The organism is Paenibacillus sp. FSL L8-0641, from assembly GCF_038006265.1.
GTDB classification, from domain to species: domain Bacteria; phylum Bacillota; class Bacilli; order Paenibacillales; family Paenibacillaceae; genus Paenibacillus; species Paenibacillus polymyxa_D.
Window position 1 is genome coordinate 5,215,985 of sequence record NZ_JBBOUW010000001.1, and the last position, 25,526, is coordinate 5,241,510.

General features: G+C 48.6%; 23 protein-coding genes and 1 pseudogene. 7 read left to right on the forward strand and 17 right to left on the reverse strand.

Annotation, left to right across the window (positions count from 1 at the left end; genetic code table 11):
* Window positions 1-30 precede the first annotated feature (30 nt).
* Window positions 31-918: a cidABC operon transcriptional activator CidR gene (gene cidR, locus MKY16_RS23570; RefSeq protein ID WP_328801165.1), complete on the reverse strand. Its 888-nt coding sequence runs from the start codon at window positions 916-918 to the stop codon at window positions 31-33.
* Between the two features lie 131 nt (window positions 919-1,049).
* On the opposite strand from cidR, the gene MKY16_RS23575 reads away from it, so the two are divergent.
* Entirely contained in the window at window positions 1,050-1,421 is a 372-nt protein-coding gene (locus MKY16_RS23575; protein ID WP_029518652.1) for a CidA/LrgA family protein, read from the forward strand.
* Entirely contained in the window at window positions 1,418-2,095 is a 678-nt protein-coding gene (locus MKY16_RS23580) for a CidB/LrgB family autolysis modulator (protein WP_029518653.1), read from the forward strand. Before MKY16_RS23575 ends, MKY16_RS23580 begins: the two co-directional genes overlap by 4 nt.
* A gap of 149 nt (window positions 2,096-2,244) precedes the next feature.
* Here the strand turns inward: MKY16_RS23580 and MKY16_RS23585 are convergent, their stop codons facing one another.
* The 4 genes from MKY16_RS23585 to MKY16_RS23600 all read right to left on the reverse strand — a co-directional run bounded on the left by MKY16_RS23585 (window position 2,245) and on the right by MKY16_RS23600 (window position 7,405).
* On the reverse strand, window positions 2,245-3,948 hold the full coding sequence (locus MKY16_RS23585; protein ID WP_340957622.1) for a glycerol-3-phosphate dehydrogenase/oxidase: 1,704 nt from the start codon (window positions 3,946-3,948) through the stop codon (window positions 2,245-2,247).
* Window positions 3,949-4,141: 193 nt separating this feature from the next.
* Window positions 4,142-5,632: a glycerol kinase GlpK gene (gene glpK / locus MKY16_RS23590; RefSeq protein WP_340957265.1), complete on the reverse strand. Its 1,491-nt coding sequence runs from the start codon at window positions 5,630-5,632 to the stop codon at window positions 4,142-4,144.
* 56 nt (window positions 5,633-5,688) lie between these two features.
* Window positions 5,689-6,246 carry a glycerol-3-phosphate responsive antiterminator gene (locus MKY16_RS23595; RefSeq protein WP_340957267.1) on the reverse strand — a complete coding sequence of 186 codons (558 nt, stop codon included), beginning with the start codon at window positions 6,244-6,246 and terminating at the stop codon, window positions 5,689-5,691.
* Between the two features lie 205 nt (window positions 6,247-6,451).
* On the reverse strand, window positions 6,452-7,405 hold the full coding sequence (locus MKY16_RS23600) for an alpha/beta hydrolase (protein ID WP_029518657.1): 954 nt from the start codon (window positions 7,403-7,405) through the stop codon (window positions 6,452-6,454).
* Window positions 7,406-7,665: 260 nt separating this feature from the next.
* Here MKY16_RS23600 and MKY16_RS23605 point away from each other — a divergent pair, with 260 nt between their 5' ends.
* Window positions 7,666-8,301 carry an NAD(P)-dependent oxidoreductase gene (locus MKY16_RS23605; protein WP_322251578.1) on the forward strand — a complete coding sequence of 212 codons (636 nt, stop codon included), beginning with the start codon at window positions 7,666-7,668 and terminating at the stop codon, window positions 8,299-8,301.
* Window positions 8,302-8,460: 159 nt separating this feature from the next.
* On the opposite strand, the pseudogene MKY16_RS23610 reads toward MKY16_RS23605, so the two are convergent.
* From MKY16_RS23610 to kduI, 8 genes and pseudogenes are all read right to left on the reverse strand, one after another.
* A pseudogene (locus MKY16_RS23610) lies at window positions 8,461-8,607 on the reverse strand (sodium:proton antiporter); the annotation flags it as partial.
* An 18-nt stretch (window positions 8,608-8,625) separates the two neighbouring features.
* A complete protein-coding gene (locus tag MKY16_RS23615; protein WP_340957269.1) occupies window positions 8,626-9,216 on the reverse strand; it encodes a GNAT family N-acetyltransferase in 591 nt (196 codons plus the stop codon).
* 62 nt (window positions 9,217-9,278) lie between these two features.
* A complete protein-coding gene (locus MKY16_RS23620; protein ID WP_322251581.1) occupies window positions 9,279-10,640 on the reverse strand; it encodes an MFS transporter in 1,362 nt (453 codons plus the stop codon).
* Window positions 10,641-10,731: 91 nt separating this feature from the next.
* Window positions 10,732-11,883, reverse strand: coding sequence for a winged helix-turn-helix domain-containing protein (locus MKY16_RS23625; protein ID WP_340957273.1), 1,152 nt, complete (start codon window positions 11,881-11,883; stop codon window positions 10,732-10,734).
* A complete protein-coding gene (locus MKY16_RS23630) occupies window positions 11,864-13,102 on the reverse strand; it encodes a CynX/NimT family MFS transporter (protein WP_039271770.1) in 1,239 nt (412 codons plus the stop codon). The genes MKY16_RS23625 and MKY16_RS23630 overlap by 20 nt, the downstream gene beginning before the upstream one ends.
* A gap of 244 nt (window positions 13,103-13,346) precedes the next feature.
* A complete protein-coding gene (kduD, locus tag MKY16_RS23635; protein ID WP_069010990.1) occupies window positions 13,347-14,123 on the reverse strand; it encodes a 2-dehydro-3-deoxy-D-gluconate 5-dehydrogenase KduD in 777 nt (258 codons plus the stop codon).
* A 49-nt stretch (window positions 14,124-14,172) separates the two neighbouring features.
* Entirely contained in the window at window positions 14,173-14,817 is a 645-nt protein-coding gene (locus tag MKY16_RS23640; protein WP_029518665.1) for a bifunctional 2-keto-4-hydroxyglutarate aldolase/2-keto-3-deoxy-6-phosphogluconate aldolase, read from the reverse strand.
* A 78-nt stretch (window positions 14,818-14,895) separates the two neighbouring features.
* Window positions 14,896-15,726 (reverse strand): 5-dehydro-4-deoxy-D-glucuronate isomerase, encoded by an 831-nt coding sequence (gene kduI / locus MKY16_RS23645; RefSeq protein WP_029518666.1) that lies wholly within the window; start codon window positions 15,724-15,726, stop codon window positions 14,896-14,898.
* A gap of 340 nt (window positions 15,727-16,066) precedes the next feature.
* Here kduI and MKY16_RS23650 point away from each other — a divergent pair, with 340 nt between their 5' ends.
* Complete coding sequence (locus MKY16_RS23650; RefSeq protein WP_039271772.1) at window positions 16,067-17,023, forward strand: sugar kinase; 957 nt, start codon at window positions 16,067-16,069, stop codon at window positions 17,021-17,023.
* A gap of 181 nt (window positions 17,024-17,204) precedes the next feature.
* Here MKY16_RS23650 and MKY16_RS23655 read toward each other — a convergent pair whose 3' ends face one another.
* Window positions 17,205-18,218 (reverse strand): LacI family DNA-binding transcriptional regulator, encoded by a 1,014-nt coding sequence (locus tag MKY16_RS23655; RefSeq protein WP_029518668.1) that lies wholly within the window; start codon window positions 18,216-18,218, stop codon window positions 17,205-17,207.
* Window positions 18,219-18,474: 256 nt separating this feature from the next.
* Entirely contained in the window at window positions 18,475-19,884 is a 1,410-nt protein-coding gene (locus MKY16_RS23660) for an MATE family efflux transporter (protein WP_029518669.1), read from the reverse strand.
* A 358-nt stretch (window positions 19,885-20,242) separates the two neighbouring features.
* Here MKY16_RS23660 and MKY16_RS23665 point away from each other — a divergent pair, with 358 nt between their 5' ends.
* The 3 genes from MKY16_RS23665 (at window position 20,243) to MKY16_RS23675 (ending at window position 23,713) form a co-directional block, all read left to right on the forward strand.
* Window positions 20,243-21,250, forward strand: coding sequence for an acrylyl-CoA reductase family protein (locus MKY16_RS23665; RefSeq protein WP_165145886.1), 1,008 nt, complete (start codon window positions 20,243-20,245; stop codon window positions 21,248-21,250).
* A 257-nt stretch (window positions 21,251-21,507) separates the two neighbouring features.
* Window positions 21,508-22,068, forward strand: coding sequence for an RNA polymerase sigma factor (locus MKY16_RS23670; RefSeq protein ID WP_029518671.1), 561 nt, complete (start codon window positions 21,508-21,510; stop codon window positions 22,066-22,068).
* Window positions 22,028-23,713: a DUF4179 domain-containing protein gene (locus MKY16_RS23675; protein ID WP_340957274.1), complete on the forward strand. Its 1,686-nt coding sequence runs from the start codon at window positions 22,028-22,030 to the stop codon at window positions 23,711-23,713. Before MKY16_RS23670 ends, MKY16_RS23675 begins: the two co-directional genes overlap by 41 nt.
* Window positions 23,714-23,821: 108 nt before the next feature.
* On the opposite strand, the gene MKY16_RS23680 is transcribed toward MKY16_RS23675, so the two are convergent.
* Window positions 23,822-24,646, reverse strand: a complete 825-nt coding sequence (locus MKY16_RS23680; RefSeq protein WP_340957276.1) for a carbohydrate ABC transporter permease — start codon at window positions 24,644-24,646, stop codon at window positions 23,822-23,824.
* The gene (locus MKY16_RS23685) at window positions 24,646-25,512 is read right to left on the reverse strand and encodes a carbohydrate ABC transporter permease (protein ID WP_340957278.1); all 867 of its coding nucleotides are present in this window, start codon (window positions 25,510-25,512) and stop codon (window positions 24,646-24,648) included. The genes MKY16_RS23680 and MKY16_RS23685 overlap by 1 nt, the downstream gene beginning before the upstream one ends.
* Window positions 25,513-25,526 lie beyond the last annotated feature (14 nt).

The window sequence follows — 25,526 nt, forward strand, 5'->3', positions numbered from 1 at the left end:
CACCTTCTCGCGGACTGACTACTTCCCGCCCTATTCCGTCCGCAACAATTGCTGTGTGAACGATATCCATTCTCTGGCGGCAAAGGACAGGTAGCGATCGTTCCGCCAAATCATCCCCAAATGCCAAGGAATGACGGGGTCTACCAATGGAAGAACACGCAAGCGCTCAGAATCCAGATCTCGGCAAATGGCCTCCGGCAACAGAGCTACTCCCAGGTTTGCAGCAACCATTTCGCTAATCAGATCCCATTGTGAGCTTTCGTACACTACACGCGGCTGAAAGCCAGCACGAACACATTCCGCAATGATACGGTCATGCAGCGTAAAATCCTCACGAAACAGTACAAATGCCTCCTCCGCCAACGCAGATAACGGTACCTCCTTGCACTCTGCCAATGCATGCGTAGGATGAACGAGCAAATTCAGCTTTTCCTCCACAAACAGAAATGTCTCAAACATATCTCCAACTGCGGGCAGCACGATCACCCCGATATCCAATGCCCCGGCTTCTACGTCCCGTTCCACTTTCTTCGCCCCGTCCTCAAATAATTGAATGGTCACATCAGGATATGCCTTATGGAATTCTCCAATGACACGCGGAAAAAAGCTCGATCCGACCATAGGGGGCAGGCCAATACGGATATGTCCCTTTTTCAGGTTCATCAAATCACTCAGCTCCGAGGACAGGCTCTGAAAGGACTTTACAATTGCTTGTGCCTGAAGCTCAATGACCTTTCCCGCGTCCGTCAATTCGATTCTTTTGCCAATTCGGTCGAACAAAGCGACCCCCAGTTCATCTTCCAGACTTTTAATCGTCTTACTGATCGTCGGCTGGGTAATAAACATGCTCTGGGCTGCCTTTGTAAAGCTACGCAAACGCGCGACTTCCAAAAAATATTGTAAATGTCGGATATCCAAACCTACACCTTCTCCCATAGACAAACGGAATAGATTACATTCTTTATATGCATTTTACTCATGAAAGCTTGTGATGTAAAATTTCATTACAGTTTGAAAATAACCGATCACAAAGATAGGAGTCATTATATATGAAAAGCTTCATACGCGGTGTCCTCCAGATCGCCGTCCTGATGGCCTTTTCGCTCATCCTGAACGCGGTAGTCTCCTGGCTCCACCTGCCTATACCCGGTAGTATCATTGGTATGCTAATCCTTTTTATTCTGCTGCAAACCGGCTTGGTCCGGCTAAGCTGGATTGAAGTTGGCGCAAACTGGTTGCTGGCCGAGCTGCTATTATTCTTTATTCCCTCCGCTGTCGGCGTCATGAATTATTGGCCGATGCTGGAACACGATGGTATGAGCATTATGCTGGTCGTGTTGCTCGGCACCTTTCTGGTGATGGCCTGCACAGGTATGGTCGCCAGTCTGCTTGGTAAACGAAAGGAGCATAAATCATCATGATCGGTCTTCTATGTATTGTATTGACACTCGCTATTTACTGGATGGCCAAACGCATGTACCGCACACTGCCCAAGGTGTATTTGTCTCCATTGCTCATTACACCTGTTGTTATCATTTTGATTTTGACGCTGACGGGTGTGAATTACCGTTCTTATAATTCGGGCGCCCACTTGCTGTCCATGCTGCTACAGCCAGCTACGATTGCATTTGCTGTCCCTTTGTACCGATATTTCCCAGTGTTAAAAAAACACGCTACCCAAATCGTGCTTAGCGTGCTGTCTGGATCTGTTGTAGCCGTGTTGTCCTCCATGGCGCTTGCCAAGTGGATGCACCTGAATTCTTCGCTGCTGAGCAGCCTGATTCCTCGCTCCATTACGACACCCATTGCGATGAATGTATCGCAAACGATTGGCGGCAATCCGACGGTCACAGCTGTATTCGTTATTCTGACCGGATTGAGCGGTCTTATTATTGGTCCAGTGATTGTAAAACTGTTCCGTATCGAAAATGAAGTCTCCCGTGGGGTACTGCTCGGTACCGGTGCTCATGGTACGGGCACTTCCAAAGCATTCGAGTTCAGTTTGCTGACGGGGACGATATCCAGCATCTCGATGGTGCTCGCCGCTCTCTTTACCTTGGCAGCCGCCCCGTTCCTGTTCCACTTGATGCTGTAAACAATCTGCATACAACAAAAGCAGCGATTCTCTTAAAAATAGAGAATCGCTGCTTTTGTTTTGTAGGCCCCTTTTCCGCATAAAGCAGCGGTGAGAACGAAACGATGGTAGAGAAGCGGAGCGGTAAAGGATACGCATCCTCGTTCCTATTAGATGGCTTTAACGTCACCTTGTTTCACCTCTACCTCTAAAGGCGTTACAGCTTCATACAGGTAAGCATCCAGCTCAGCCGTATATTGTCGTTCTTGCGCGGCGCTCCAGCCTGCATGTTCAGACATCCATGCGATGGCGGGCTGTTTCCAGCGCTTCACCTCGTCAATCTGGAAGAAAAGTGCTCCCGTTCGCCGTATGAAAAAATCAGACGGTGTCACCGTCATTTCCTGTTCCATCGCATACAGGAGCGGGACACGCACTTCCACAGGCAGTGCCGCTTCCTTCTCGGTAGTCTCCTTCATGCTGCGTGCCGCTATCGCAAACAGCCGCTCTGTGTTGGAGCCATAGCGGATTGCCCATGCTCTAGCCGTTTCAGGCGACAGGCCGAGTGCAACACCTGCTGCGGTTTGCTTACCTACGTACGCGTCCCAGCCCGCCGAGCCGCCTACGCTGCCACCCGAAATCGGGATGTGTCTGGTGCGGCATGCCCGGAAGCTCTGCCCATGCAAGCGCCCCAGCTCCCGTACCGCACGATCCACGACGAGTTCGGACATTTTCCGGTAGCCCGTCAGCTTGCCGCCTGCAATCGTGATCAGACCTGAACGGGATTCCCAAATTTCGTCCTTACGTGAAATTTCTGAAGGGCTTTTATCGTCTTCATAAATGAGCGGCCGTACCCCTGCCCAACTGGATTCTACATCCGTAACAGTCAGCTTCACATCCGGGAACATTCCGTTGATCGCTTGAAGCACATACGCCCGATCTTCGACGGTCATCCGGGGATGCGCCGTATCCCCCTCATACACCGTGTCAGTCGTACCTGCATAAGTTTTTCCATCACGCGGGATGGAAAATACCATGCGTCCATCCGGTGTATCGAAGTACACTGCCTGTTTGAGCGGAAAGCGCTCAGCATCGAACACTAGGTGAATACCTTTCGTCAGGCGTAGCACCTTACCCTCCTTGGAGCGATCCATTTCCCGCAGCGTGTCTACCCATGGTCCAGCTGCATTAATAACCAGCGAAGCTCGAATTTCGTATGGTTTTCCCGTTACCCGGTCCGTTACGCTTGCACCGCTTATTCGTCCTTCGTCATACAGCAGCTTGTCAGCCTTGGCATAGTTCACCGCCAGCGCCCCTCGTGTAACAGCCTCCTTCATGACCTCAATCGTCAGGCGAGCGTCATCTGTACGATACTCCACATAGCTGCCGCTTCCCTTCAGTCCATCACGCTTCAGCAAAGGCTCGCGCTCTAGTGTAGCCTGGATGTCCAGCATACGACGGCGCTCACTACGCTTAACACCAGCAAGGAAATCATATACCAGCAGCCCGACAGAGGTGGTAAATGCGTTAAACGTGCCGCCCTTGTGAAAAGGAAGCAACATACGCTCCGGTATGGTCACATGTGGACCATTTTCGAATACAATTGCCCGCTCCTTCCCCACCTCAGCTACCATCTTAACTTCCAACTGCTTCAAATAACGAAGACCCCCATGCACTAGCTTGGTCGAGCGGCTGGACGTACCTGCTGCAAAATCCTGCATCTCCACCAATGCTGTCTTCAAACCACGATCCGCCGCATCCAGCGCAATACCCGCCCCTGTAATGCCGCCGCCAATGATTAATATATCAAAATGCTCATGTCCCATACGTTCCAAGACAGCGGTTCTCTCCTGCGCAGCAAATCCCTGTTCTCCCATCATGTATCCCTCCAGCTTTGTATATATTCACGATGCAATCTGCCAACCGACTCATCATAAGGTACAAAAAAAGACCACGAACATCGCTGCGGCGGATGCCGAGCGGTTCATGGTCTCTCCAAGTCTCCTGACGAGTATTAACTTATCTATATCGTAGCACACACGATACGCTATGAAAAGGGAAATCTGCCTGCTACTTGAACGCCATTGCGGCATGAACTGCCTTTTTCCAGCCACCATAAAGATCAGCCCGCACGTCTTCACTCATGGACGGAGTAAAGGTATGATCACTTTGCGCATATCCCCGGACTTCATCCAGACTGCTCCAGAAGCCGACTGCCAGTCCCGCTAAATACGCCGCACCGAGTGCAGTTGTCTCGTTCACAGCAGGTCGTTCTACAGGCAGATCGAGAATATCGCTCTGGAACTGCATCAGGAACTCGTTCATCACTGCACCTCCATCTACACGCATTGAACGCACAGGTACACCCGAATCGCTCGCCATGGCAGTTAGGACATCTTTAGTCTGGTAGGCCAGCGATTCCAGTACCGCTCGTATAAAGTGCTCCTTGGTCGTTCCCCGCGTCAAACCAAATGTCGCACCGCGCACGTCACTGTCCCAATACGGGCTGCCCAGACCCACAAAGGCCGGGACAAAATATACCCCTTCCGTCGAGGTCACACGCGCCGCATACGCTTCACTATCTCTGGCCTCGCGGAACATGCGCAACCCGTCACGCAGCCACTGAATAGCAGACCCGGCTACAAAAATGCTGCCCTCCAGCGCATACTTCACCTGACCATTCAGCCCCCATGCAATCGTCGTAATCAGTCCATGTTCCGAGTCACAGGGTTCATCTCCGGTATTCATCAGCATAAAGCATCCCGTACCGTATGTATTTTTAATCATACCTTTGTCAAAGCATCCCTGACCGAACAGAGCTGCTTGTTGATCACCCGCCGCTCCGGCAATAGGAATTTCCTGTCCAAAAAAGTGATAATCCACCGTATGCGCATATATCTCAGAAGATGATTTCACCTCTGGCAGCATAGACGCAGGAACGCCGAGAATATCCAGTAGCTCCTCATCCCATTTTAGCTCATAAATGTTGTACATGAGTGTGCGGGCCGCATTAGAGTAGTCCGTTACATGTGCTTTACCACCAGACAATCTCCAGATTAGCCAGGTATCAATCGTACCAAACAGCAAATCCCCACGCTCCGCTTGAACTCGTGCCCCTTCGACGTTGTCGAGTATCCATTTGACCTTGGTGCCAGAAAAGTAGGGATCAATGAGTAGTCCCGTTTTGCTATGAAAAATATGATCAAATCCACGGCTTTTCAATTCCTCGCAGATCCCTGCTGTTTGCCGTGACTGCCATACCAGCGCATGGTATACAGGCAGACCCGTATGTTTATCCCACACCACTACGGTTTCCCGTTGATTCGTAATACCAATCCCGGCAATTTGGCTGGCTTTCACACCTGATTCCGACAAGCAGGAGGCGATGACGGCCAAAATAGAGCTCCATATTTCATTGGCGTTTTGCTCTACCCACCCGGGCTTGGGAAAATACTGTGGGAACTCCCGTTGTGCCTTGTATACCACTTTTCCCTGCCGATCAAACAAGATGGCCCGCGAACTGGTTGTGCCCTGATCCAAGGCAAGGATGTATTGCTCCATCGTTTTCCAGCCTCCTTGCATTTTATGTATTGTTGCCCACTTGATTCAAATAAAGGCTATGGCTTATAATGCTCGAACAATTGTTTATTGGAGGTCGTAACTGCTGTGGCTCCCGCAGCCAACGCCGCTTCCACATCCTCAGGGGTGCGAATAAGTCCGCCTGCCAAAATAGGAATGCCAGTGCGTTCGCTGACCTCCTTAATCATCGGTGGAACAACACCGGGCAGCACCTCAATATAATCCGGGCGCGTTTTTTCTACCAGCGCGTAGCTTTTTTCCAGTGCAATCGTATCGAGCAGGAACACCCGCTGTACAGCAAGAATTCCTTTCTTTTTAGCAGTTGCGATCACCCCGGACCGGGTCGAAATAATCCCAAATGGCTTAATTTCCTGACACAAATATTCAGCCGCATACTCGTCATTCTTCAAGCCTTGCACCAGATCGGCATGCAGGAGCATTTGCTTGCTGCGACTTCTAGCCATCTGGTACAGGCTACGCAGCTGCGCTACATGCGTATCCAGAAAAACCGCATACTCATAAGAACTGTCCAAAATACCCTCCAGCTGCTTCATATGCTTAGCTGCAGGTAAAATGCGTTGTCCCTGAAATGGCATGGATATCCCCCTTAGGCTGAATGTCGGTCAAACTCGTTCAAATTTTATATTATCACTCTGTTCGACGAACGTGAAGCGGTTTCATTGCAGATATGTATAAAGGCTGCCTTCCCTGCAATAGATGTCAGCAGGAAGAAGACAGCCTAATCATTCAAAGAACTGGATCAAATCACACGACGACACCCTTAAAATGCTCTATAGTGTACTAGCCCTCAAACCCTTGGCGCAGCCATGAGGTAGCGAGCATGATCGCACCGCGCTTGGCCGCGGTTTCAGACAATGGGTTCAGCATCACAAAGTCGTGGATGATGCCCTGAAAGCGTGCAGCGGTCACATCCACCCCCGCTTCACGTAGCTTGTCCGCATAGGCCTCGCCTTCATCGCGCAGCACATCGGCCTCACCTGTAATGACCAGCGCACGTGGTAGCCCTTCGAGCTGTTCTGTGGTGGCACGTAATGGGGACGCCGTGATCTGCGCTCGTTCGTTGGGATCCGTCGTATATTGATCCCAAAACCATTGCATTCCTTCGCGGCTCAGGAAATATCCTGTGGCGAACTCATGATATGATTCTGTGTCAAAGGAAGCATCCGTCACTGGATAGAACAGCAACTGCTGGCGAATGGTAGGGCCGCTACGTTCTTTGGCCAGCAGTGTTACGGCCGCCGTCATATTACCGCCCACACTGTCTCCGGCTACCGTCAGCGTATCGGGCTTCAACCCATGCTCGCGTCCGTGCTGTGCCACCCATTGAACGACCGCGTAAATTTCCTCAATCGCCGTCGGATATTTAGCTTCAGGGGACAAGCTGTATTCTGGAAATACAACTGCTGCCTGTGAGCCGACTGCCAATTCACGAATCAGGCGATCATGCGTATGAGCATTACCGAATACCCAGCCTGCTCCGTGAATATATACAATGACCGGGAGATCGCTTGTCACCTGTTGTGGGCGAACAATTCTGACCTTCACCTCACCGCCAGGCCCGCCTGGAATGGTTAGATCTTCTACATCTGCGGCAGGTTTGTCTGCTGGGCCGGATTGAACCTCATTGACCGTTTCACGTCCTTTTTCAGGACCCAAATCATATAGAAATGGAGGCTTGGCATTATCGTCTGCAAATTTCTGTGCTGCGGGTTCAAGCTGTACTTTTTTACTCATATCGATTCACTCTTCCTTTCTTATCTGTGGTCTACATATATCCAATATGGCTTAAGTTTGCTCATTCAGTTTCACTTTATATATTTAAACGAGTTCCTCTCCTTCCAATCGGAGGACTTTAGTTTGCCCAACAGAAGAGCTTGACTTTTATTTTATGTTGTAACTATAATTGTTACATATTAAAGTTCGTAAATGCACTGAGTACACTTACGATCAAACGAATGAATCATCCACATCATATTTATAGGAGGCTATCTATTATGAAAATTGCAGTTATTGGTGCAACCGGTAAAGCAGGAAATAATATCGTAAAAGAAGCATTAGATAGAGGGCATGAAGTAACCGCCATCGTCCGTGACTCGTCCAAAGTAACAGAAAGTCGTGCTACTGTGGTACAAAAAGACGTTTTTGATCTGAAAACAGATGATCTGAAAGGTTTTGACGTAGTCGTTAATGCATTTGCCGCTCCACTCGGACAAGAGCATCTGCATGTCGATGCAGGTAACGTACTGATCGAAGCCCTGCGTAATGTATCCGGTACTCGCCTGATTGTCGTAGGTGGTGCAGGCAGCTTGTTCACTGACGAATCCCAAACACTTTTGGTAAAAGATGCTCCTGGCTTCCCTGATTTCGTATATCCAACAGCCAACAACCAAGGAAAAAACCTGGAAATTTTGCGTGGTACCAACGACCTGAACTGGACCTTTATTAGCCCTTCTGCGGAATTTGCACTGGGTAAACGTACAGGCTCTTACCAAGTAGGAAAAGACACGCTGTTGGTTAATTCCAAAGGTGCAAGCTATGTCAGCTACGAGGACTATGCGGTTGCCGTAGTGGACGAAATCGAAAAACCACAACATCTGAACCAACGCTTCACAGTGGTGTCCGAGTCCTAATTTCTCTATTCTTGCAGCACATTTAGCATAAAAAAGACCCTTCGCCCATGTTCTCATGCTGCATGGAAAGTCCGCTCTACTCTAAAATCGGACTTTCCATGCACACTATGAGAAACTGAACCCGAAGGGTCTTTTTGTTATGACCTGTTGATACTCTCATTACAACTTATCAATGCTGGCCTTCTTTTCTGTATCGTGAGCGGAAGTCTCCCTCTTATCGCTAAAACACAGCTTGAGAATCGGAGGCGAAGCCAAGGTCGTCAGAATGATGGCAATGATCACCGATGTAAAATATTGCTGTGCCACCCGTGTAAACGTGTTGAATCAATTTTCTGCTTTTTTCACATAGCGGTCGCGGTATTCGTGGTCCAGCATACTCATCAGAATCGAATCATGGTATTCATAATTGTAGAATAAAGCATCCCGCTGTACACCTTCACGCTGAAAGCCTACTTTTTCATAGCAACGAATGGCATGTTCATTAAAGTCAAATACATTCAGCTCAATCCGATGCAGGTTACAGATACCGAATCCGTAACCCAGCATGAGTACAAGCGCTTCAGTGCCGTAGCCCTTCCCCTGATTTCCCTGCTCATTGATCGCAACACGGATGTTGGCACTGCGGTTCAGGCTGTCCATATCCTGCAGAGCTATATCTCCGATGACACGATCATCTTCGCGAAGCGCAATCAAGAGCAGCAGGCTTGAGGAATCCTGTCCTTTAGCTTCAATATAACGAGCAATTTGATCCTTGGTAAAGCTGCGTTGTGTGCCTGTCAGCCTCCGCACATCCTGATGGAACAATGTATTATAGTATAACTCGGTGTCCTCCACGTTAACGGGACGCAAGTATACCCGTGATCCTTCAAGTAACCGTGCCACAGGCTCTGGGGCTGAAGTTTGTTGAGTCATCATGATCTCTCCCATGCTAAAAATATAAATAACGTAAATCGAAGTAAATTATTGCGCAAGTTCGACTACGCAAGGTCTGCATTTTGCTCCGTAGTCAGGCTAGAATCAGCGAGGGACTCGCGCCAAATTACGGATTGAAGCAGTAGTCCTGCCAAACCCAGAATTCCAACAGTCATTCCGATCCAGACAAAAGCCGTTCCCGCCCCTGCTATTCGGATCAATACTCCCCCGGCAAGCGGCGAAACGACCATGATTGCTCCAATCACGGTACTTTGGATACCGAAGACGCGTCCTACCATATCAGCAGGGGTTTTGGCTTGTAATATATAGTTCTGGGTGATAATGTACAGGCCGTTGCCCACGCCCAGCACAGCTCCGATCATAAGTAGGACGGGCCATCCTGTTCCGGGCTGCGCCCAGCCTAAAGCAGCAATAGCTCCGCCAACCAGTACATACCCACCACCGAGCCCCCAGCCTGCGCTTATGCGATTCAAGCGATTAAGCACAAGCATGCAGCCGACGGCGCCAGCACCAATGGCTGAAACCAGCCAGCCAAGCAGCGATTCATTACCCGGAGCGAGCACTCGCAGCAGCGTAGGGAACTGGTAGTCGATCATGAGAATGGCGATTAAGCCGAAAAGTCCGAATATGAGCGTATGCAAAAGCATTCGACTGCGCCATAAGAACGCCCAGCCCTCACGCCATTGGTTGAAAAAACGAGATGCGCGAACATGCTCCTCCCGCATTTGGACTTCATCAGCCTCAGGCGCTGTATGCGTAGCCGACTTTCCTTGCTGCTCGGCTGCAACAGCTTGTTGGTCTGCGCTGACCAGCGCCGGACCGATTCCGCGCAGCGGCCACAGCAGCAGTCCGGAACAGAGGCGCAGCAATGCATTGAGAATAATGCATGCCTGGGGAGACAACACAGTCAAGGTCATAGCGCCCAGTAATGGCCCTGCCACTTTGGAGGCCTGATTGACCAACCCATTCAGCGAGGTCGCCCGAAACAGGTCGTCGCTTGCGACTACCGTGCGGGTCAAGCCTTGCTGTGAAGGCATTTGAAATACGCCAGCCGCCGCGCGCAGACCGAGCAAAGGCAGTAGCCACACCGGACCCGGGACGGCGAGAATGGCCAGCGTCAATAAGGCAATAGCTGCATCGCAGACGATCATCAGCCGTGCCTTGTGTACCCGGTCAGCTAACGTGCCTGCGATGGAACCGAGCAACAGACCCGGTAGCGCCATCACTACCGGAATCAGCGCAATCAGCATAGGGTCAGCTTCCCAGCGATAAGCAACAAGCACCTGAATGGCGATAGCATCAAACCAATCGCCAAAAGAAGCAGCCGTGTGCGCCGCAAACATCCGCCGAAAACGGCCATTGCGCCAAATGCTAGGCGCGGATTGCAATTCCTTCTTTTCCTTCATTATCTACTCACCCTGCTCTCATTTTCAGCTTTTTTAGCAATAAGAACATTCTAGCGGGTCTATATCAGAGAAAAGTCAGACAGCTAAAAAATCAGGCCATTGAGATTGTCTGCTCCAGCCAGCGCCTTAGCGCTGGACGATGCAGTATTAAACTGTTATCCCGGTCAAGCTGGTCATATTGAGCGGCATACTTCTCTTCCAGCGCTGGATAGGAACCGCAAAGCTTCAGGAACGAGCGAATTTGACATACCGCTTTGATTTGTAGCAATTCCTGTTTAGCCATATCAAGGGTATCCAATCCCTCATCCATGAGCCGCTCGGCGTTATCCACATCTCCAGTACGCAACAGCATAAGCCCGCGCATCATCCGATAACGGCCCAGCTCGCGCAAAAATGGGGCCTCCGACAGCATGCCTTCCAGACGATCAGACAGTTCGGCAGCCTTTTCCATATGATTGGCAACCAGATGCATATACATCTCCATCAGCGCAACAGGCATCACAAAATTATCGAGATTATCCCGTTCCATGACCATCATGGTCAGTGGCAGACCTTCCTGGGCGTGTTCAGGTTGTCCGTTCTCTACATAAGCCTCCAGAATGTTGAGAATACGCAATTCCCGCTCCTGCGCTTCAGATAGCAATCCACTGGAAAGCGCACGCTCACATAGGACAAGCCCCTCATCCGTCACCCCTGCTGTGCACATATATAGCAGTAGCATCCAATACAATCGATCTGCGGGAGCAAAGTCCTCCCGTTCCAAGAACCAAGGCACATCCGCCTGTACAAAACGGGTATACATTTGATAAAAGACAGACAATTCAAAACCCATCTGCTCCTGCTGGGCAGCCAGCGCTACGATGGAATTTCCCTGCCCCAACAGCTGGTATTTGCGGAATAGTCCATGTACGGCGTCTTGCACCTCCTGATCGTGCAAGGACGGATGATTCTGTGGCTGCACGTCAGTCAAGGTCAAGCTGTAGCCATACCCTCTGACCGTATGAATACGGAGACCATCCCATGACTTAAGTTTTTTGCGCAATCTGTAGATATGATCATCTACCGTACGCTCCACCGGATACTCCAGCGGCCACACCCGATCCAGCAGTTGTTCACGGGTGAACACCTGGTTCCGGTTATCGTACAGAAAGCGCAACAGCGCAAATTCTTTAGCCAACAACATAACACGATCTGCATTACAAACGACACTGTAGCCATCTGCATTAAATTGTAGCCTGATCATCCACCTCGCCTCCGACATATCGTTTCTTGGCTGCACCCAGCCCTATAAACATAAGCAGAACACTCAGGCACAAGAGCAGCAGCAGCGGAATGGTCCAGCCTTGTGTCGCATCATGCAAATAACCGAACAGTGTCGGCCCGGTCGCTGCCAGCAAATACCCAAAGGATTGCGCCATACCCGACAACTCTGCTGCCTGCTGCGGTGTCCGCGTCCGCAAATTGAAGAACATCATCACTAACGGGAAGGCAAAACCACCCGCTATACCGATACATATGACCCAAATCACGCTCCACTGTGTAGCCCCAAGCAGAAATCCACCCAGACCGATAAAATAGAGCGCAGCCATAATCAGAACCAATACCCGCTGATCCTTCACTCGCGCCGCCCAAATAGGCACAATAAAAGTAAATGGCATTTGCGCAAACTGCATCACAGACAGCATCCAGCCCGCAGTTTCTGAATCCATTCCCTGTCCGCTCATCATTTCAGGAAACCAGGCGGCAGGAACATAGAACAAGGCAGATTGCAGCCCCATAAACAGCGTCACCTTCCAGGCCAAAGACGATTTATACACATTCACGGTTTGGGCAGATACTGCTGCTTTATTAGCTGTTTTGCGAGCCTTAAGGAGCTGGGGCACCCAGAGTAAAATACCTACGACACCCACAATCGCCCATATTCCCAAGGCACCTCGCCAGCCCATACCTCCATTTATAGCCAGCGGTATACTCAGGCCAGATGCGGTTGCTGCGACCACATTCATGGATACTGAGTATACGCCGGTCATCAGTCCGCTGTTGCGAGGAAACTCCTCTTTGATCAAGCTGGGCAGCAACACATTACACACGGCAATAGCCAGTCCCAGCATGGCGGTCCCGACAAATAATGCAGTAACCCCTAACGTTGAGCGCACTACAATACCTGCGGTCAACAGCAGCAAAGCTGCAAAAATAATAAGAGGCGATCCGAAGCGGCGCGACAGTTTGGCTACAAAAGGCGACAACAGGGCAAAAGCCAGCAGCGGCAATGTCGTTAATAGGCCACTCAGTGTATTCGAAATATGCAAAGAATCCTTAATCAAACCGATAAGAGGTCCTACCGAGGTAATCGAGGCGCGCAGATTGGCACCTACCAGAATGATCCCTACGGCAAGCACCCAAGGACCGGCATGCCACAAAGATTTGTATACCAAAGCTCGTTGGTGTTGCTGTGAACTCATCTCTCCATTCTCCAATCTATCTGTGTTATGCTCAAAGGCTCCAACCAAGTGTACGGCTGGAGCCTAGCAATTTTTATCTCATTAAATTATAAAGGCATTCGTACCATATGCATAGGACAGATCGACACAGCACTCCAAATCAGGTTCAGCATATAGCTTCATTGAAAAAATAAAAGCTGCCTGAAAGGATAGTTTCCTTTTGAGGCAGCTTTCAGTTCATAAACTTCGATGCGACCAGCGCTGCTTAACGTACCAGCCAGCCGCCGTCCACCGCCAAGATATGACCGTTCATATAGTCGGAACCCTGACTGGCGAGGAAAACCACAACTCCCATCAAATCAGACGGATCGCCCCAACGACCCGCAGGAATACGCGACAGGATTTCTTGATTGCGATTTTCATCCGCACGGATTGGAGCTGTATTTGCCGTAGCAATATAACCCGGCGCAATCGCATTAATCTGAACGTTATGAACTGCCAGCTCGTTCGCAAATGCCTTGGTCAAACCAGCTACCGCATGCTTGCTCGCTGTATACGGCGGAACGAATTTGCCGCCCTGAAAAGCAAGCATAGAAGCGACATTGATAATCTTCCCGCTTTTTTGCTCTACCATCACCTTTGCCACTTCCTGGCTCAGATGATATACGGCATTCAGGTTAATCTCCATGACAGCGTCCCAATCCTCATCTTTATACTCCAGCAGAGGGGCGCGACGAATCGTACCTGCATTGTTTACAAGGATATCAATTTTACCGAATTCATTGACGCATTCTTCTACAATTTTTTTAATGGATTCTTTCTCTGTCAGATCTGCCTGATAAAAGGCAACCTTCACACCCGTTGGCTCCAGCAAACGTCTTGTTTCTTCATACTCATCATTGTTAGCTACAATGAACAGGTCTGCACCCGCTTTGGCCAAAGCTACGGAATACCCTTGACCCAAACCAGTGTTGCCTCCTGTTACAATCGCCGTTTTACCTTTTAGACTGAAAAAATCCAATGAAAAATGGTCCAGACCCATGTCTACGCCTCCATCACAAATTAGTATAAAAACCTATATTTCCTGAAGCCTACAGCGCTGCGCGTACTTCTTTATATTTAGCTACATAACGTGCTGCATTTTCTGTGATCAAGTCGTAGCGACCTTCCTTGGCTGGAGCCGTCAAATTACCCCCAATTCCCACGGCTACACATCCGTTACGCAGCCAGGTTTCCATATTGTCCAGATCAACGCCACCCGTTGGCATAATCTGCACATGAGGCATTGGACCTCTGACGGCCTTCACAAAGTCCGCCCCCATTGCACTGCCTGGGAACAACTTCACGACATCGCTACCCAATTTCATGGCTTCCTTGATCTCATTCAGCGTCATACAGCCAGGCATATAAGGAATCGCGTACAAATTGCATAGCTTCGCTGTTTCTTCTTCAAAAGAAGGACTCACGACAAACTCTGCTCCGGCCAGAATAGCAATTCTCGCCGTCAGTGACTCTAGTACCGTTCCTGCACCAATCACTGCCCGATCCTTAAATTCGTCTTTCAATCTTCGAATGACCTGATCCGCATCCGGCGTCGTAAATGTAAGCTCAATATTATCCAAGCCGCCTTCAATGCAGGCTTTAGACATGAGATACGCTTCCTCCGCTGTGTTTCCCCGAATGACTGCGACGACACCTACCGAAGTGATATGTTCCAAAACTTTCTTTTTCGTCATGTTCCTGATCCTTTCCACGAATGGGATGACCATGTACCTCAGCCGCTTGCAGGTTTACGCTCCAATACACTAATCGGATTAACGCAACTCGCTCATGGCAACCTGATCCATGTCTTTGTATGTTTTATTTTCACCGGCCATGCCCCAAATGAAGGTATAGCTGCCCGTAGCCGCACCACAGTGGATAGACCAAGGCGGAGAAATAACGGCTTCATCATTCTTCATCACCAGATGTCGCGTTTCGTTCGGTTCACCCATCAGGTGGAACATTCTTGCGTTCTCATCCAGTTCAAAGTAGAAATATACTTCCATCCGACGGTCATGAACATGTGTCGGCATAGAGTTCCATACACTGCCGTTTTCCAACGTCGTCATCCCCATAACCAATTGGCAACTTTGAATGCCTTCATCATGGATAAAGCGACGCAACGTACGGTTGTTAGCTGTTTCCTGCGAACCCAGACTTTCAGACGGTACATCGGCAAAAGACTGTTTCGTCGTCGGATACGTGGTATGAGCCAGGGCCGAAACGATATAAAATTTCGCAGGCTTTCCACTGGAATCGCTTTCAAAGATCAACTCCTTGCCACCTTTACCTACGTAGAGACAGTCTTTTGTGGCCAGCTCGTAAGTTTCACCGTCCACCTTGACCGTACCGCTACCCCCAACATTAAAAATGCCCAGTTCGCGGCGCTCCAGGAAAGTTTCCGCTTTGATTTGATCGTTACCTTCCAGTGCAACAGATTTATTCACGGGATAAATGCCCCCGATAATGACACGATCTTCATGCGTATAGACCAGCTTTACCTCCTCAGGTACAAACAGTTCCTGGATTAGATAGTGCTGACGCAACTCTTCAGTCGTAAAATGTTTGGCATGTTCGGGATGAGTTGAATAACGCATTTCCATAAAAACATTCCTCCTGTTTAGATAAACTTTTTTATCAACGGAATTGTTATAAAAGCGGTTTCTAACTCTACTTCTTAGCTAGAATTGTAATAATTATCTAAGGGGGTGTCAACCTAAAACTTCGATTTTCCTAGAAAAACCCTTAATACACACGAAGTTTCACACGTTTTTTACCTTTTGATAAACAAAACCACATTTTTTTATCTATATTACCCAAAAAGTTTTTAGCAAATATATCAACTTCATCATTGTGAAAAACCGATTTATGTGATAATTTCAATTTATTCAGTTGGTGCATGCGCTTACAGATTAAGTTTACTAAACACAAGGAGGAATTCAAATGACCGCAACATTGGATGCTGTTACCTTCGGAGAACCGATGGCCATGTTTTACGCCAATGAAGCAGGCTCTCTGGATGAGGTGCGTTCATTCACCAAAGCGTTGGCCGGGGCAGAGACGAATGTTTCGGCAGGTTTGTCGCGTTTGGGGCTACGAGCCGGACTCGTAACCAAACTCGGCGAGGATACGTTCGGCAAGTTCATTGCCGATGCGCTACGTCAGGAAGGAATCGACACCCAGAATGTCATGTTTACCAAAGACCACTCTACCGGGATGCTGATTAAATCCAAAGTTATAAGTGGGGACCCCGAGGTGGAATACTTCCGCAAGCATTCCGCCGCTTCCACACTGAGCATCGCTGATTTTAACGAAGCTTACTTTGCCGGGGCTCGCCATCTGCATTTTACAGGTATTTCCGTTGCCCTCTCCGCTGAATGCCGCGAATTCGCACGACATGCGCGGCAATTCATGAAGAAGGCAGGCAAAACTGTATCCTTCGACCCTAACCTAAGACCCAAATTATGGCCTGACACACAAACGATGGTGGAGGCGATTAACGAAGCATCTGAGGGATGCGACTGGCTTCTACCGGGGATTCATGAAGGTAAAATATTGACGGGCTATACTTCGCCCGAGGATATTGCTTCGTTCTACCTTGACCGTGGTACCTCACTGGTCATCATCAAGCTGGGAACCGAAGGCGCATATTACAAATCCGCAGATGCTGAGGGATATGTCAAACGCTTCCGCGTAGATCATGTCGTGGATACCGTCGGTGCGGGTGACGGATTTGCCGCAGGTGTTATCAGCGCGCTACTGGAAGGCTTGCCCCTGGCAGAGGCAGTCAAACGCGGTAATGCACTTGGTGCGCTGGCTGTCATGTCAGCCGGAGACATGGATGGCTATCCGACGCGAGCCGAACTGGAATCTTTTTTGCTCAGCGCCAGCACAAATTAGTCCGGGATCATCCCCCGCGTAACCTTCACTACTATGAGCGCAAGCTCAACAAAGGCCGCATCCAAAGTCGGCTTAACTTCCAATAGCCCGTATTCGCATTTGTGTGACCTGAGCAGCATATGCATACTCAGGTCGTACAAAGGAATACGGGCTATTTTATAATATAAGACATGATGCTCGTCTACAGCGTTTTGACGGATTCTCCCCGATTGATATCCGGCACAAATCGGTAAATAATCGGAACCGATTCGCCGCCTTCCTCAATACTGGACAGCAGCGTTTTTGCCGCCTGCTTCCCCATATCCGCAATCGGTTGCGTAATGGTCGTAATCGGCGGATTGTAAATATGGGCAAACTCCGCATCGTCAATTCCGATAATGGACAGCTCTGCCGGAATGCGTATACGGCGGGCATTCACATACTTCAACACCTCAGCCAACACGATATCATTCCCGGCCAACAGCGCAGTCGGCGGCTCAGGCAGTTGGAAAAGCTCCTTCAGCGTCTGCTGGATTTCTTCTCTCGGCACGCTGTGCATATATTCTTCTCGAAATGGCATGCCATGCTCTTCCAATGCCTTCTTGTATCCGCTGAGCCGCTCCACTCGTGGAGTAATCCGATTCAAGCCAAGGGGCAAGGTAATCAGCGCAATTCGCTCATGCTTGTGAGCCACAAGTTCCTGAATCGCCAGCTTAATCGCCATTTCGTTATCCAACAGCAGGCTACGTGTATTGACACCGTCCACCAAGCGGTCCAAAAACACCAATGGATACTTTTCACGAATGAGCTGGTTGTAAATGTCTGCATGCTTGCCTGTCGGGAAGATAATTAAGCCGTCCACTTGACGGGCCTTGAGCATCTCAATATACTGGCCTTCCTTGTCGGGGTTTTCATCGGCGTTGCAAATGATCACCTGAATGCCGAAAAGCTGCAATTCCTCCTCAATCGCACGGATAGACTGGATCGACAGCGTATAATCAATGTTGGCTACAATGACTCCCACCATAAATGTCCGGTTCTGCTTCAAGCTGCGGGCCAGCCCGTTAGGCTGATAATTCAGCTCTTGAATAACTTCGGCAATCCGGTCCCTTGTCTGGTCGCTCATATATTTATATCGTTTGTTCAGAAATTGCGAGACAGTGCTTTTAGACACTCCTGCCTTCTGGGCAACATCTTCAATCGTCGGCTTCTTCATCGGTACACTCCTTGTCTTTCATGTACTGCGTTAGTGCAACAAAAGTATATCTTTTTTTTAGTAAATTTACCAGACTTCTATTTATGAAAGCCATTATGATATAAGTTGAACTTCAAAATTGCCTATCGTGCCACTGTATAAAAGGATGGTTCTCCCGGCAGCAAAAGAGGCAGTTCAAGATGTTCTCTTGAACTGCCTCCACGTATACAACTCTATCGAAAAGCTAGGTTCCAGTTGGCCCTAAATACTACTCGGATCAGTGTGCTGGAACAGGCGTTGCAGACTGATCTGGTGTATCGTGCTCGATCAGCGCATGCTTTTCCCATAACCGGCTTTTCCAGCGGGCATACATGATGACAGCACGAGTCCATTCATCAGCAGCAATCGCCAGCCACACACCGGCGAGCCCCATATCCAGCTTGAACACCAGCAGATAACCCAGCGGCAAGCTCATACAGACCATAGAGATTAGTCCCATAAAAACCGGGAACTTGGCATCTCCAGCAGCACGCAACGAGTTAATAATGACGATATTCGTCGTCCGGCCAGTTTCTAGCAGAATGCTAAGTAAAATGACTTGCGCTCCCAAACGAATGATTTCAGGGTTCTCTGTAAATAAACCGAGCAAAGGTACACGGAAAAAGATAACCACCGCATCAATAATCACAGTCACGAGTAGCGCCCATTTCACACTGTTCAATACACGTTTATAAGCCGTATCCTTCTCTCTGGCTCCCACGAGCCTTCCCACTACGATAGCCGTTCCCATACCGACGGCCATACTGAACAAATAAATATAGCTCGAAATATTATTGGCATATTGACGTGTCGCCATCGCTTCTGCGCCCAGATAGGTCACATACAGTGTGAATATGAGCTGACACGACTGATACATGATAGACTCCAGCGCGGATGGTACACCAATACGCAATATTTTAGAGATAAACTTTTTGGACAAGTGAACGTAATATTTCCACTCGACACGAACCTCAGTGACCCGGTACATCAGCCAGAAGAAGATCAAGAGACAAATAAAGCGGCTACCTACTGTAGAAATAGCAGCACCTTCTACACCGAGTGCTGGCATTCCCCAATGCCCCAAAATCAAAACATAGTTGCCGACCACGTGGATCACGTTCATAAAAACCGATACATACATCGTTTCTTTGGTAAAACCGTGCGTACGAATGGTCGCCGCCAGCGCGTTAATCAATGCCTGAAGGAAAATAGCCCCCCCGACGATGCTCATATAGGATTCCGCATACGTAAGAATGTCCCCCTGGACATTCAACCATTGCAACATATGCGTACCAAACACAAGAAAAATTACGCTTAGCAAAAGACCTACCATCAAATTCAACGTAATGGCCGTACCTGTAACCTGGGCCGCTTCGACTAGTTTCTTAGAACCGATATATTGAGCTACGACGATAGCAGCGCCGTTGCCGATAACCTCCAGTACAAGGATAGCGATTGAAATAATTTGATTGGACGCGCCCACACCCGACACTGCATTATCAGATACAGAGCTGAGCATGAATGTATCGACGCTTCCCATTAACATAAACAGGAATAATTCAAGGAAAATAGGCCATGTCAAACGGAACAAATTCAGTTCCTTGGCTTCGGACAATACCGAACCATTTTTTAGTGCTCTGGTTGTCATTCATTCACCTTTCTTCATAGATTTATTTAACGATCAAAAGGTATGTTAGCATAGTCATTCTGAAAATACATCCCGTTTACGTAAAATGATTTGCAAAATGCGTAAGAATTCATTTATCACCCTCTTTATAATTGATTATCGAACTTTATTGAAACAGGATATTACAAGAATATACCGGCAAATCTGGGCTTATCGACGCAATTATGAGCTAAAGAGTATAATAGAATACGAGCCTGTGAGCATTGCGGCTGACAGGTTGTGAAAATTGTTGTACGCTTCCTAAGCATAATTCACGAATTAAAGAGGGAATATATAGGACATTCATAGGGTTAAAAGGTAATAAAGGAGGCTTTTACAGATGACTCAATCATTTCAAGCCCTTGTCGTCGATCAGACGCAGGACGGTGAAGTTCAAGCAGAGGTGCGTTCTCTGGAAGCTAGCAGTTTACCTGCTGGAGAAGTATTGATTCGTGTCGCTTATTCCAGCATCAACTATAAAGATGGGCTTGCTGCCCGCAAGGATGGCAATATCGTCAAATCCTATCCGTTCGTACCAGGCATAGATTGCTCAGGAACCGTCGTCTCTTCGGAGGATAGCCGCTTTAGCGAAGGACAAGCGGTGCTCGTTACCGGATACGGGCTGGGTGTGTCTCAATTCGGAGGATTCAGCCAATATGCACGCGTGCCTGCGGACTGGGTGGTTCCACTTCCAGACGGACTCACGCCGAGAGAGGCGATGATTTTCGGGACAGCCGGATTCACCGCGGCCCTGTCGTTATATCGGCTGGAGCAAAACGGCGTTACTCCGGAGCAGGGGAAGGTACTTGTCACCGGAGCGACGGGCGGCGTAGGCGGGGCAGCTATTGCCTTGCTGAACAAGAGAGGCTATCATGTCGTAGCCAGCAGTGGCAAGGCCGATGCGCATGATTACCTCAAGGCGCTCGGAGCAGCCGAGGTTATTTCTCGCGAGGAGGTCTACGACGGCGCGGAGAGCATCCGCCCGCTGAGCAAGCAGCTTTGGCAAGCGGCTGTTGATCCTGTAGGCGGAAAGCCGCTCGCTTCGCTGCTCAGCCAGATCGCCTACAACGGCTCCGTTGCCGTGAGCGGCCTGACGGCAGGAACCAAGCTGCCTACGACGGTGCTGCCGTTTATTTTGCGCGGCGTAAGTCTGCTGGGCATAGACTCTGTCTTCTGCCCATACGACACCCGTGTAGCGATCTGGAAGCGACTTGGCAGCGAATGGAAGCCGGAACAGCTAGAGCAGCTCGTTGAGCGCGAAGTCGGATTGGCCGACCTGCCCAGCGCGCTCGAAGACATCCTTGCAGCCCGCTCGCAAGGAAGAACGCTTGTACGACTGGCTGACTAAGCAGAAAGATATCGGCAATCTATCTGTTAACCTGGTTTTGCGTGAGGAAATATTCATTCCGTAGAGTCTAGCTTTGCAAAACATAAGAAGCTTGTAAATCTGAACTTTTGAGATTTACAGGCTTCTTTTTTCGTGTGATACATTTGAAGAAAAACAAAATATATCGAATCAGACGGTTTACTTTTCGCAACCAAATGAACCTTATGAGGGCCTCAGTTGTTATATAGATAAACTGCACAAGAAAGGAGAGCACATCATTGGAGAGTAATCGAGAGTTGTTTGATTTGTATCAACGAGATGTATACCGAACCTGCTACTACATGGTACATAACGCATCGGATGCAGAGGATTTAACGCAGGAAGTGTTTATCACCCTGTTTCGCAGCAATCGTGAACAGATCGAACAACTAAAAGCCTGGATTATGAAAATTACGGTCAATCATTGTCTGAATTACCTTAAACGCCGGAAAAGCCTGCATTTGAAAGTATCGGCTAATCCCTATTTATTTAGCGGGGCGGAAGGTAAGCCTGTAGACAAGCTGGTGGAAGAACGCGAATCGACAGAAGAATGGATCGTTTATATGAATCGCCTTCCAGCCAAAATCCGCGCTGTGCTGACCCTCCGCTATATGCATGATTTCACACTGGCAGAAATATCAAAACTGCTGGAAATTCCGCTGGGAACCGTCAAATCGAGGACTCATAAAGGGCTAAAGTTATTGGAGCAAATACTGCGGGATGCAGGTGTAGAAATTCCCGAGATGGAAGGAGAGAACTATGAACAACGTAGAAAAGGCATTGAAGCGCAAGTTAAATAATGATTCGGAAATGGCCTATCCTGACTTCGATGAGATGTGGAACCGGATGGAACAGACAGGGCATACTGCCCCTACGCTAACCGACACTTTCGATTCATTCACTCCGCACCGACATAGAAATTGGCGCAAAATAGCTATCGCCGCCTCTCTGAGTGCGCTTCTCGTTGCCGTTCCCGTCTATGCCGCCATCCATTATAATTGGGGCGATCTGCTGCACGGAAGAAGTGGGATCGAGACGGCATTAGCTCAAAACCTAGGACAACCGTTAGAACAGTCTGTCACCAAAGACGGTATGAAGCTGACGTTGCATACCGCTATAGTTGATGAGAACCGGACCGTGATTCTGTACAGCCTGGAGGTCGGAAAACGCGCAGACAACGAGTTTTGGAATGTCAAAGGCATATCGCTAAAAAGTGCTGCGGGCAAAAGCAGTGAAGGGGAATATAGCTTTCAGCAATGGGACGAGAAAAACCAACGCTATAACGGCTACTTTGAAAGCGATTGGACACCGCAGCAAGAAGTAGAGAACGTGCGGCTGACTGTAGATCATATTGAGCTCACCAGCATGCAGGAACTGGATTTGCCGCTCGACATCACCTCGCCTCAGATGCAGACGTTCAAGCTGGATCGTAACGGCTTACAAGATATGAAGGTACAGGTATTCGAACAAGGTAAGGATAAGCTGATGCTGTCCTCGGCAATTACCTTCGATTCGTCGATACCCAAGAGATGGGATAATCCGCAAATCGTTGCTTACAAAGGCGGCGAGCCTGTAATGTCGCAGCCTGGAGGGGCTTTTGGCACACCCGGAGAGAACGGGGAATATACGGCACAACAGTATTTTACTAAAGGGGATATAGCAAAAGGGCAGACTACTTTCAAACTGCAATATGCGCAAACTGAGAAAAATATAGATGAACCCATAAACTTTGACTTGCAGCTAAGTAAAAAGGAAATGGAGAGCGGGACAATGAAAAGCGTACTGCATATTCCACTGGAAAACGGTAATCCGAATTTCATGCTGGAACAAATGATTGTCACACCTACACAAATCCGTGTCACAATCAGAAGCGAGAAGAAATTCGCCATGTTACCTTATCAAAAATACTTTCTTTCTGTGAACGGCACAACGTTAGAAGGTAGTCGCTGGTCTTCACCTGATCAGGAACACGATCTGAATACAATCCGTTTTGAACGACCGTCCGATCTTGTGATTACCCAGGACACTCCTATTACTTTTGCAGGCAAATACAAGGTTACGACCCATTCGGATGATAAAACACCACAGCGTTTAACCGATATTTCTGAGCAAAAGCAGACGCTAACGACGCCAATCGGTGGCTATCCTGTGAAGTGGACCTACTACAAACAGGGATCAGACTTATTCGTAGAAACCGAAAGCGAGGACACCCACTTTGGAGGGATTAACCAGACGCATATTGGCCTGGGTAAAGAACGGATCATTGGCAAGCCGATCACAGTCAATTTCGCCGGAGACGGCAATAACAAGGCAGTGGATGTCTACAAGAACTTCAAAGGGAAGGAAGCTTCTATTTATATGTTCTACTATACAACGGACGACCCGGAAGCAGAGACAAGCGTATCCTTGCAGCCTCTGACAAGCAACAGCGAAGCATCTAAATAGCAATGCTATAAAAAGAGGGTCCTCTATACCTGTGTGAACCGTGGTATAGCGAACCCCTTTTTATGTTCCTAGTAAGGCACAGTCTGCCTAAACCGATTGACTCCCGCCCTACTTCACAGAACCTTGTGTAACGCCATTGATAATCCATTTTTGTGCAATCAGATAGACGATAATCATCGGCAGCAAGGCCATCAGATACGAGGCAAAGGCCAAATTAAAGTCGGTATTGAACTGCCCCTGAAATACATACTGGACGAGCGGTAGCGTATACTGCTCCGCATCGCTAATAATAATGAGCGGCAGCAGGAAGTCGTTATAGGTGGACAGACAAGTGAGAATCCCCACCGTAGCACTAATCGGCGCCATCAGCGGGAATATAATGCGCCAAAATGTCCCCCATGTCGTCGCACCATCTACCGTAGCTGCCTCTTCCAATGCCACCGGTATGGAGCGAATATAACCGACATACACGAAGACATTAAACGCCAAACCATACACCGTATGCAGCACAATGAGACCCAACAGATTAGTCATATGAAGGCCCGAGGCCAGTTTTACAATCGGCAACATGATGATGGGGAACGGTATAAACATGGCGCTCACAAAATAAAAATATAATCCCTTAAAAAAGCGTCGCTGCATATTACGGGCAATCGCATAAGCGACCATCGAATTGGTTAGCAAAGTGAGTATGACCGTCGATGTCGTGACCATCACACTGTTCTGAAAAGCGCTGAAGAAATTGGTCATTTCCACTGCACGACTAAAATTTTCCCAATGCAGTTCGGTCGGAAAGGCAAAGGCAGAATGTGCCATCTGCTCGGGATTTTTAAGGGCTATCGTCACCGTCATATAGAGAGGAAACAGAATAAATATTGTCCCCAATGCTACCAGAAGCAGTACAGGCCAGTTCGTACGTCTGCTTGTTTTCATCAGTTATCCATCTCCCTTCTCTGGAGGAATCGCAGCTGTAAGATGGAAATGATCGCGATCACAATAAAGTAAATAACAGAGTTAGCCGACTGATAAGCAAATTCTCCGCCTCTGAAGCCCCCGGTGTATATCAGGTGGGATATCGACTGAGTGGCCCGTCCCGGCCCGCCATTCGTCAAAGCCACGATCTGATCGAACACCATCAAGGAATTTTTCATCGCCAATACCATATTGATCGTAAAAAACGGGGCAATTAATGGAAAGGTAATGCTCCAGAATTCGCGCCATTTACCCGCACCGTCCAAATTGGACGCCTCATACAGACTTGTCGGAATGGTTTGCAGCCCAGCCAGATAGAGAATCGTATTAAAGGCAATCCCCTGCCATACAGCTACGATGACAACCCCCACCCAAGCCAGTTGTTCGCTGCCCAAAATGTTCGTCGACAATGAGGTAATACCTAAATTTTGCCCCCAAATTGTAAACACGTTCGAGAACAAGTAATTGAATATGTAACCCACGATCAGCACGCTCAAAATATTAGGCAGAAAATAAATACCGCGGAAAAAGTTGCTAAACAGTATTTTAGCGTTTAGCCCCATTGCAATCAGCAAACTGAGGATATTAGTCGCAATGGTAACCACAATCGCAAATTTGAAAGTAAACCAGTATGCGTTCCCCACATTGTCGTCCTGAAACAAATTAATATAGTTCTTAAACCCGACAAAGTGATACTGATGACCAAAGCCGTTCCAGTTCGTGAGTGAATAATAAAATCCCTGCAAGGCAGGCAAGGTCAAAAATAAAAAAAACAAAAGCACCGCCGGCACCGTCATCCAGTAAAAAGTCGTTAGTCGCTTATTCATGTCTCCTCCTCCTC

Excerpts from the sequence above, each read along its gene's own strand:
- MKY16_RS23585 (WP_340957622.1), bottom strand. The coding sequence starts at position 3,948 with ATGGGAGAACAGGGATTTGCTGCGCAGGAGAGAACCGCTGTCTTGGAA.
- kduD (WP_069010990.1), bottom strand. The coding sequence starts at position 14,123 with ATGGGTCTGGACCATTTTTCATTGGATTTTTTCAGTCTAAAAGGTAAA.
- MKY16_RS23600 (WP_029518657.1), bottom strand. The coding sequence starts at position 7,405 with ATGAGTAAAAAAGTACAGCTTGAACCCGCAGCACAGAAATTTGCAGAC.
- MKY16_RS23685 (WP_340957278.1), bottom strand. The coding sequence starts at position 25,512 with ATGAATAAGCGACTAACGACTTTTTACTGGATGACGGTGCCGGCGGTG.
- MKY16_RS23665 (WP_165145886.1), top strand. The coding sequence starts at position 20,243 with ATGACTCAATCATTTCAAGCCCTTGTCGTCGATCAGACGCAGGACGGT.
- MKY16_RS23660 (WP_029518669.1), bottom strand. The coding sequence starts at position 19,884 with ATGACAACCAGAGCACTAAAAAATGGTTCGGTATTGTCCGAAGCCAAG.
- MKY16_RS23680 (WP_340957276.1), bottom strand. The coding sequence starts at position 24,646 with ATGAAAACAAGCAGACGTACGAACTGGCCTGTACTGCTTCTGGTAGCA.
- MKY16_RS23575 (WP_029518652.1), top strand. The coding sequence starts at position 1,050 with ATGAAAAGCTTCATACGCGGTGTCCTCCAGATCGCCGTCCTGATGGCC.
- MKY16_RS23615 (WP_340957269.1), bottom strand. The coding sequence starts at position 9,216 with ATGATGACTCAACAAACTTCAGCCCCAGAGCCTGTGGCACGGTTACTT.
- kduI (WP_029518666.1), bottom strand. The coding sequence starts at position 15,726 with ATGGAAATGCGTTATTCAACTCATCCCGAACATGCCAAACATTTTACG.
- MKY16_RS23625 (WP_340957273.1), bottom strand. The coding sequence starts at position 11,883 with ATGATCAGGCTACAATTTAATGCAGATGGCTACAGTGTCGTTTGTAAT.
- glpK (WP_340957265.1), bottom strand. The coding sequence starts at position 5,632 with ATGGAGCAATACATCCTTGCCTTGGATCAGGGCACAACCAGTTCGCGG.
- MKY16_RS23595 (WP_340957267.1), bottom strand. The coding sequence starts at position 6,246 with ATGCCATTTCAGGGACAACGCATTTTACCTGCAGCTAAGCATATGAAG.
- MKY16_RS23640 (WP_029518665.1), bottom strand. The coding sequence starts at position 14,817 with ATGACGAAAAAGAAAGTTTTGGAACATATCACTTCGGTAGGTGTCGTC.
- MKY16_RS23630 (WP_039271770.1), bottom strand. The coding sequence starts at position 13,102 with ATGAGTTCACAGCAACACCAACGAGCTTTGGTATACAAATCTTTGTGG.
- MKY16_RS23605 (WP_322251578.1), top strand. The coding sequence starts at position 7,666 with ATGAAAATTGCAGTTATTGGTGCAACCGGTAAAGCAGGAAATAATATC.
- MKY16_RS23655 (WP_029518668.1), bottom strand. The coding sequence starts at position 18,218 with ATGAAGAAGCCGACGATTGAAGATGTTGCCCAGAAGGCAGGAGTGTCT.
- MKY16_RS23620 (WP_322251581.1), bottom strand. The coding sequence starts at position 10,640 with ATGAAGGAAAAGAAGGAATTGCAATCCGCGCCTAGCATTTGGCGCAAT.
- MKY16_RS23650 (WP_039271772.1), top strand. The coding sequence starts at position 16,067 with ATGACCGCAACATTGGATGCTGTTACCTTCGGAGAACCGATGGCCATG.
- MKY16_RS23675 (WP_340957274.1), top strand. The coding sequence starts at position 22,028 with ATGAACAACGTAGAAAAGGCATTGAAGCGCAAGTTAAATAATGATTCG.
- MKY16_RS23580 (WP_029518653.1), top strand. The coding sequence starts at position 1,418 with ATGATCGGTCTTCTATGTATTGTATTGACACTCGCTATTTACTGGATG.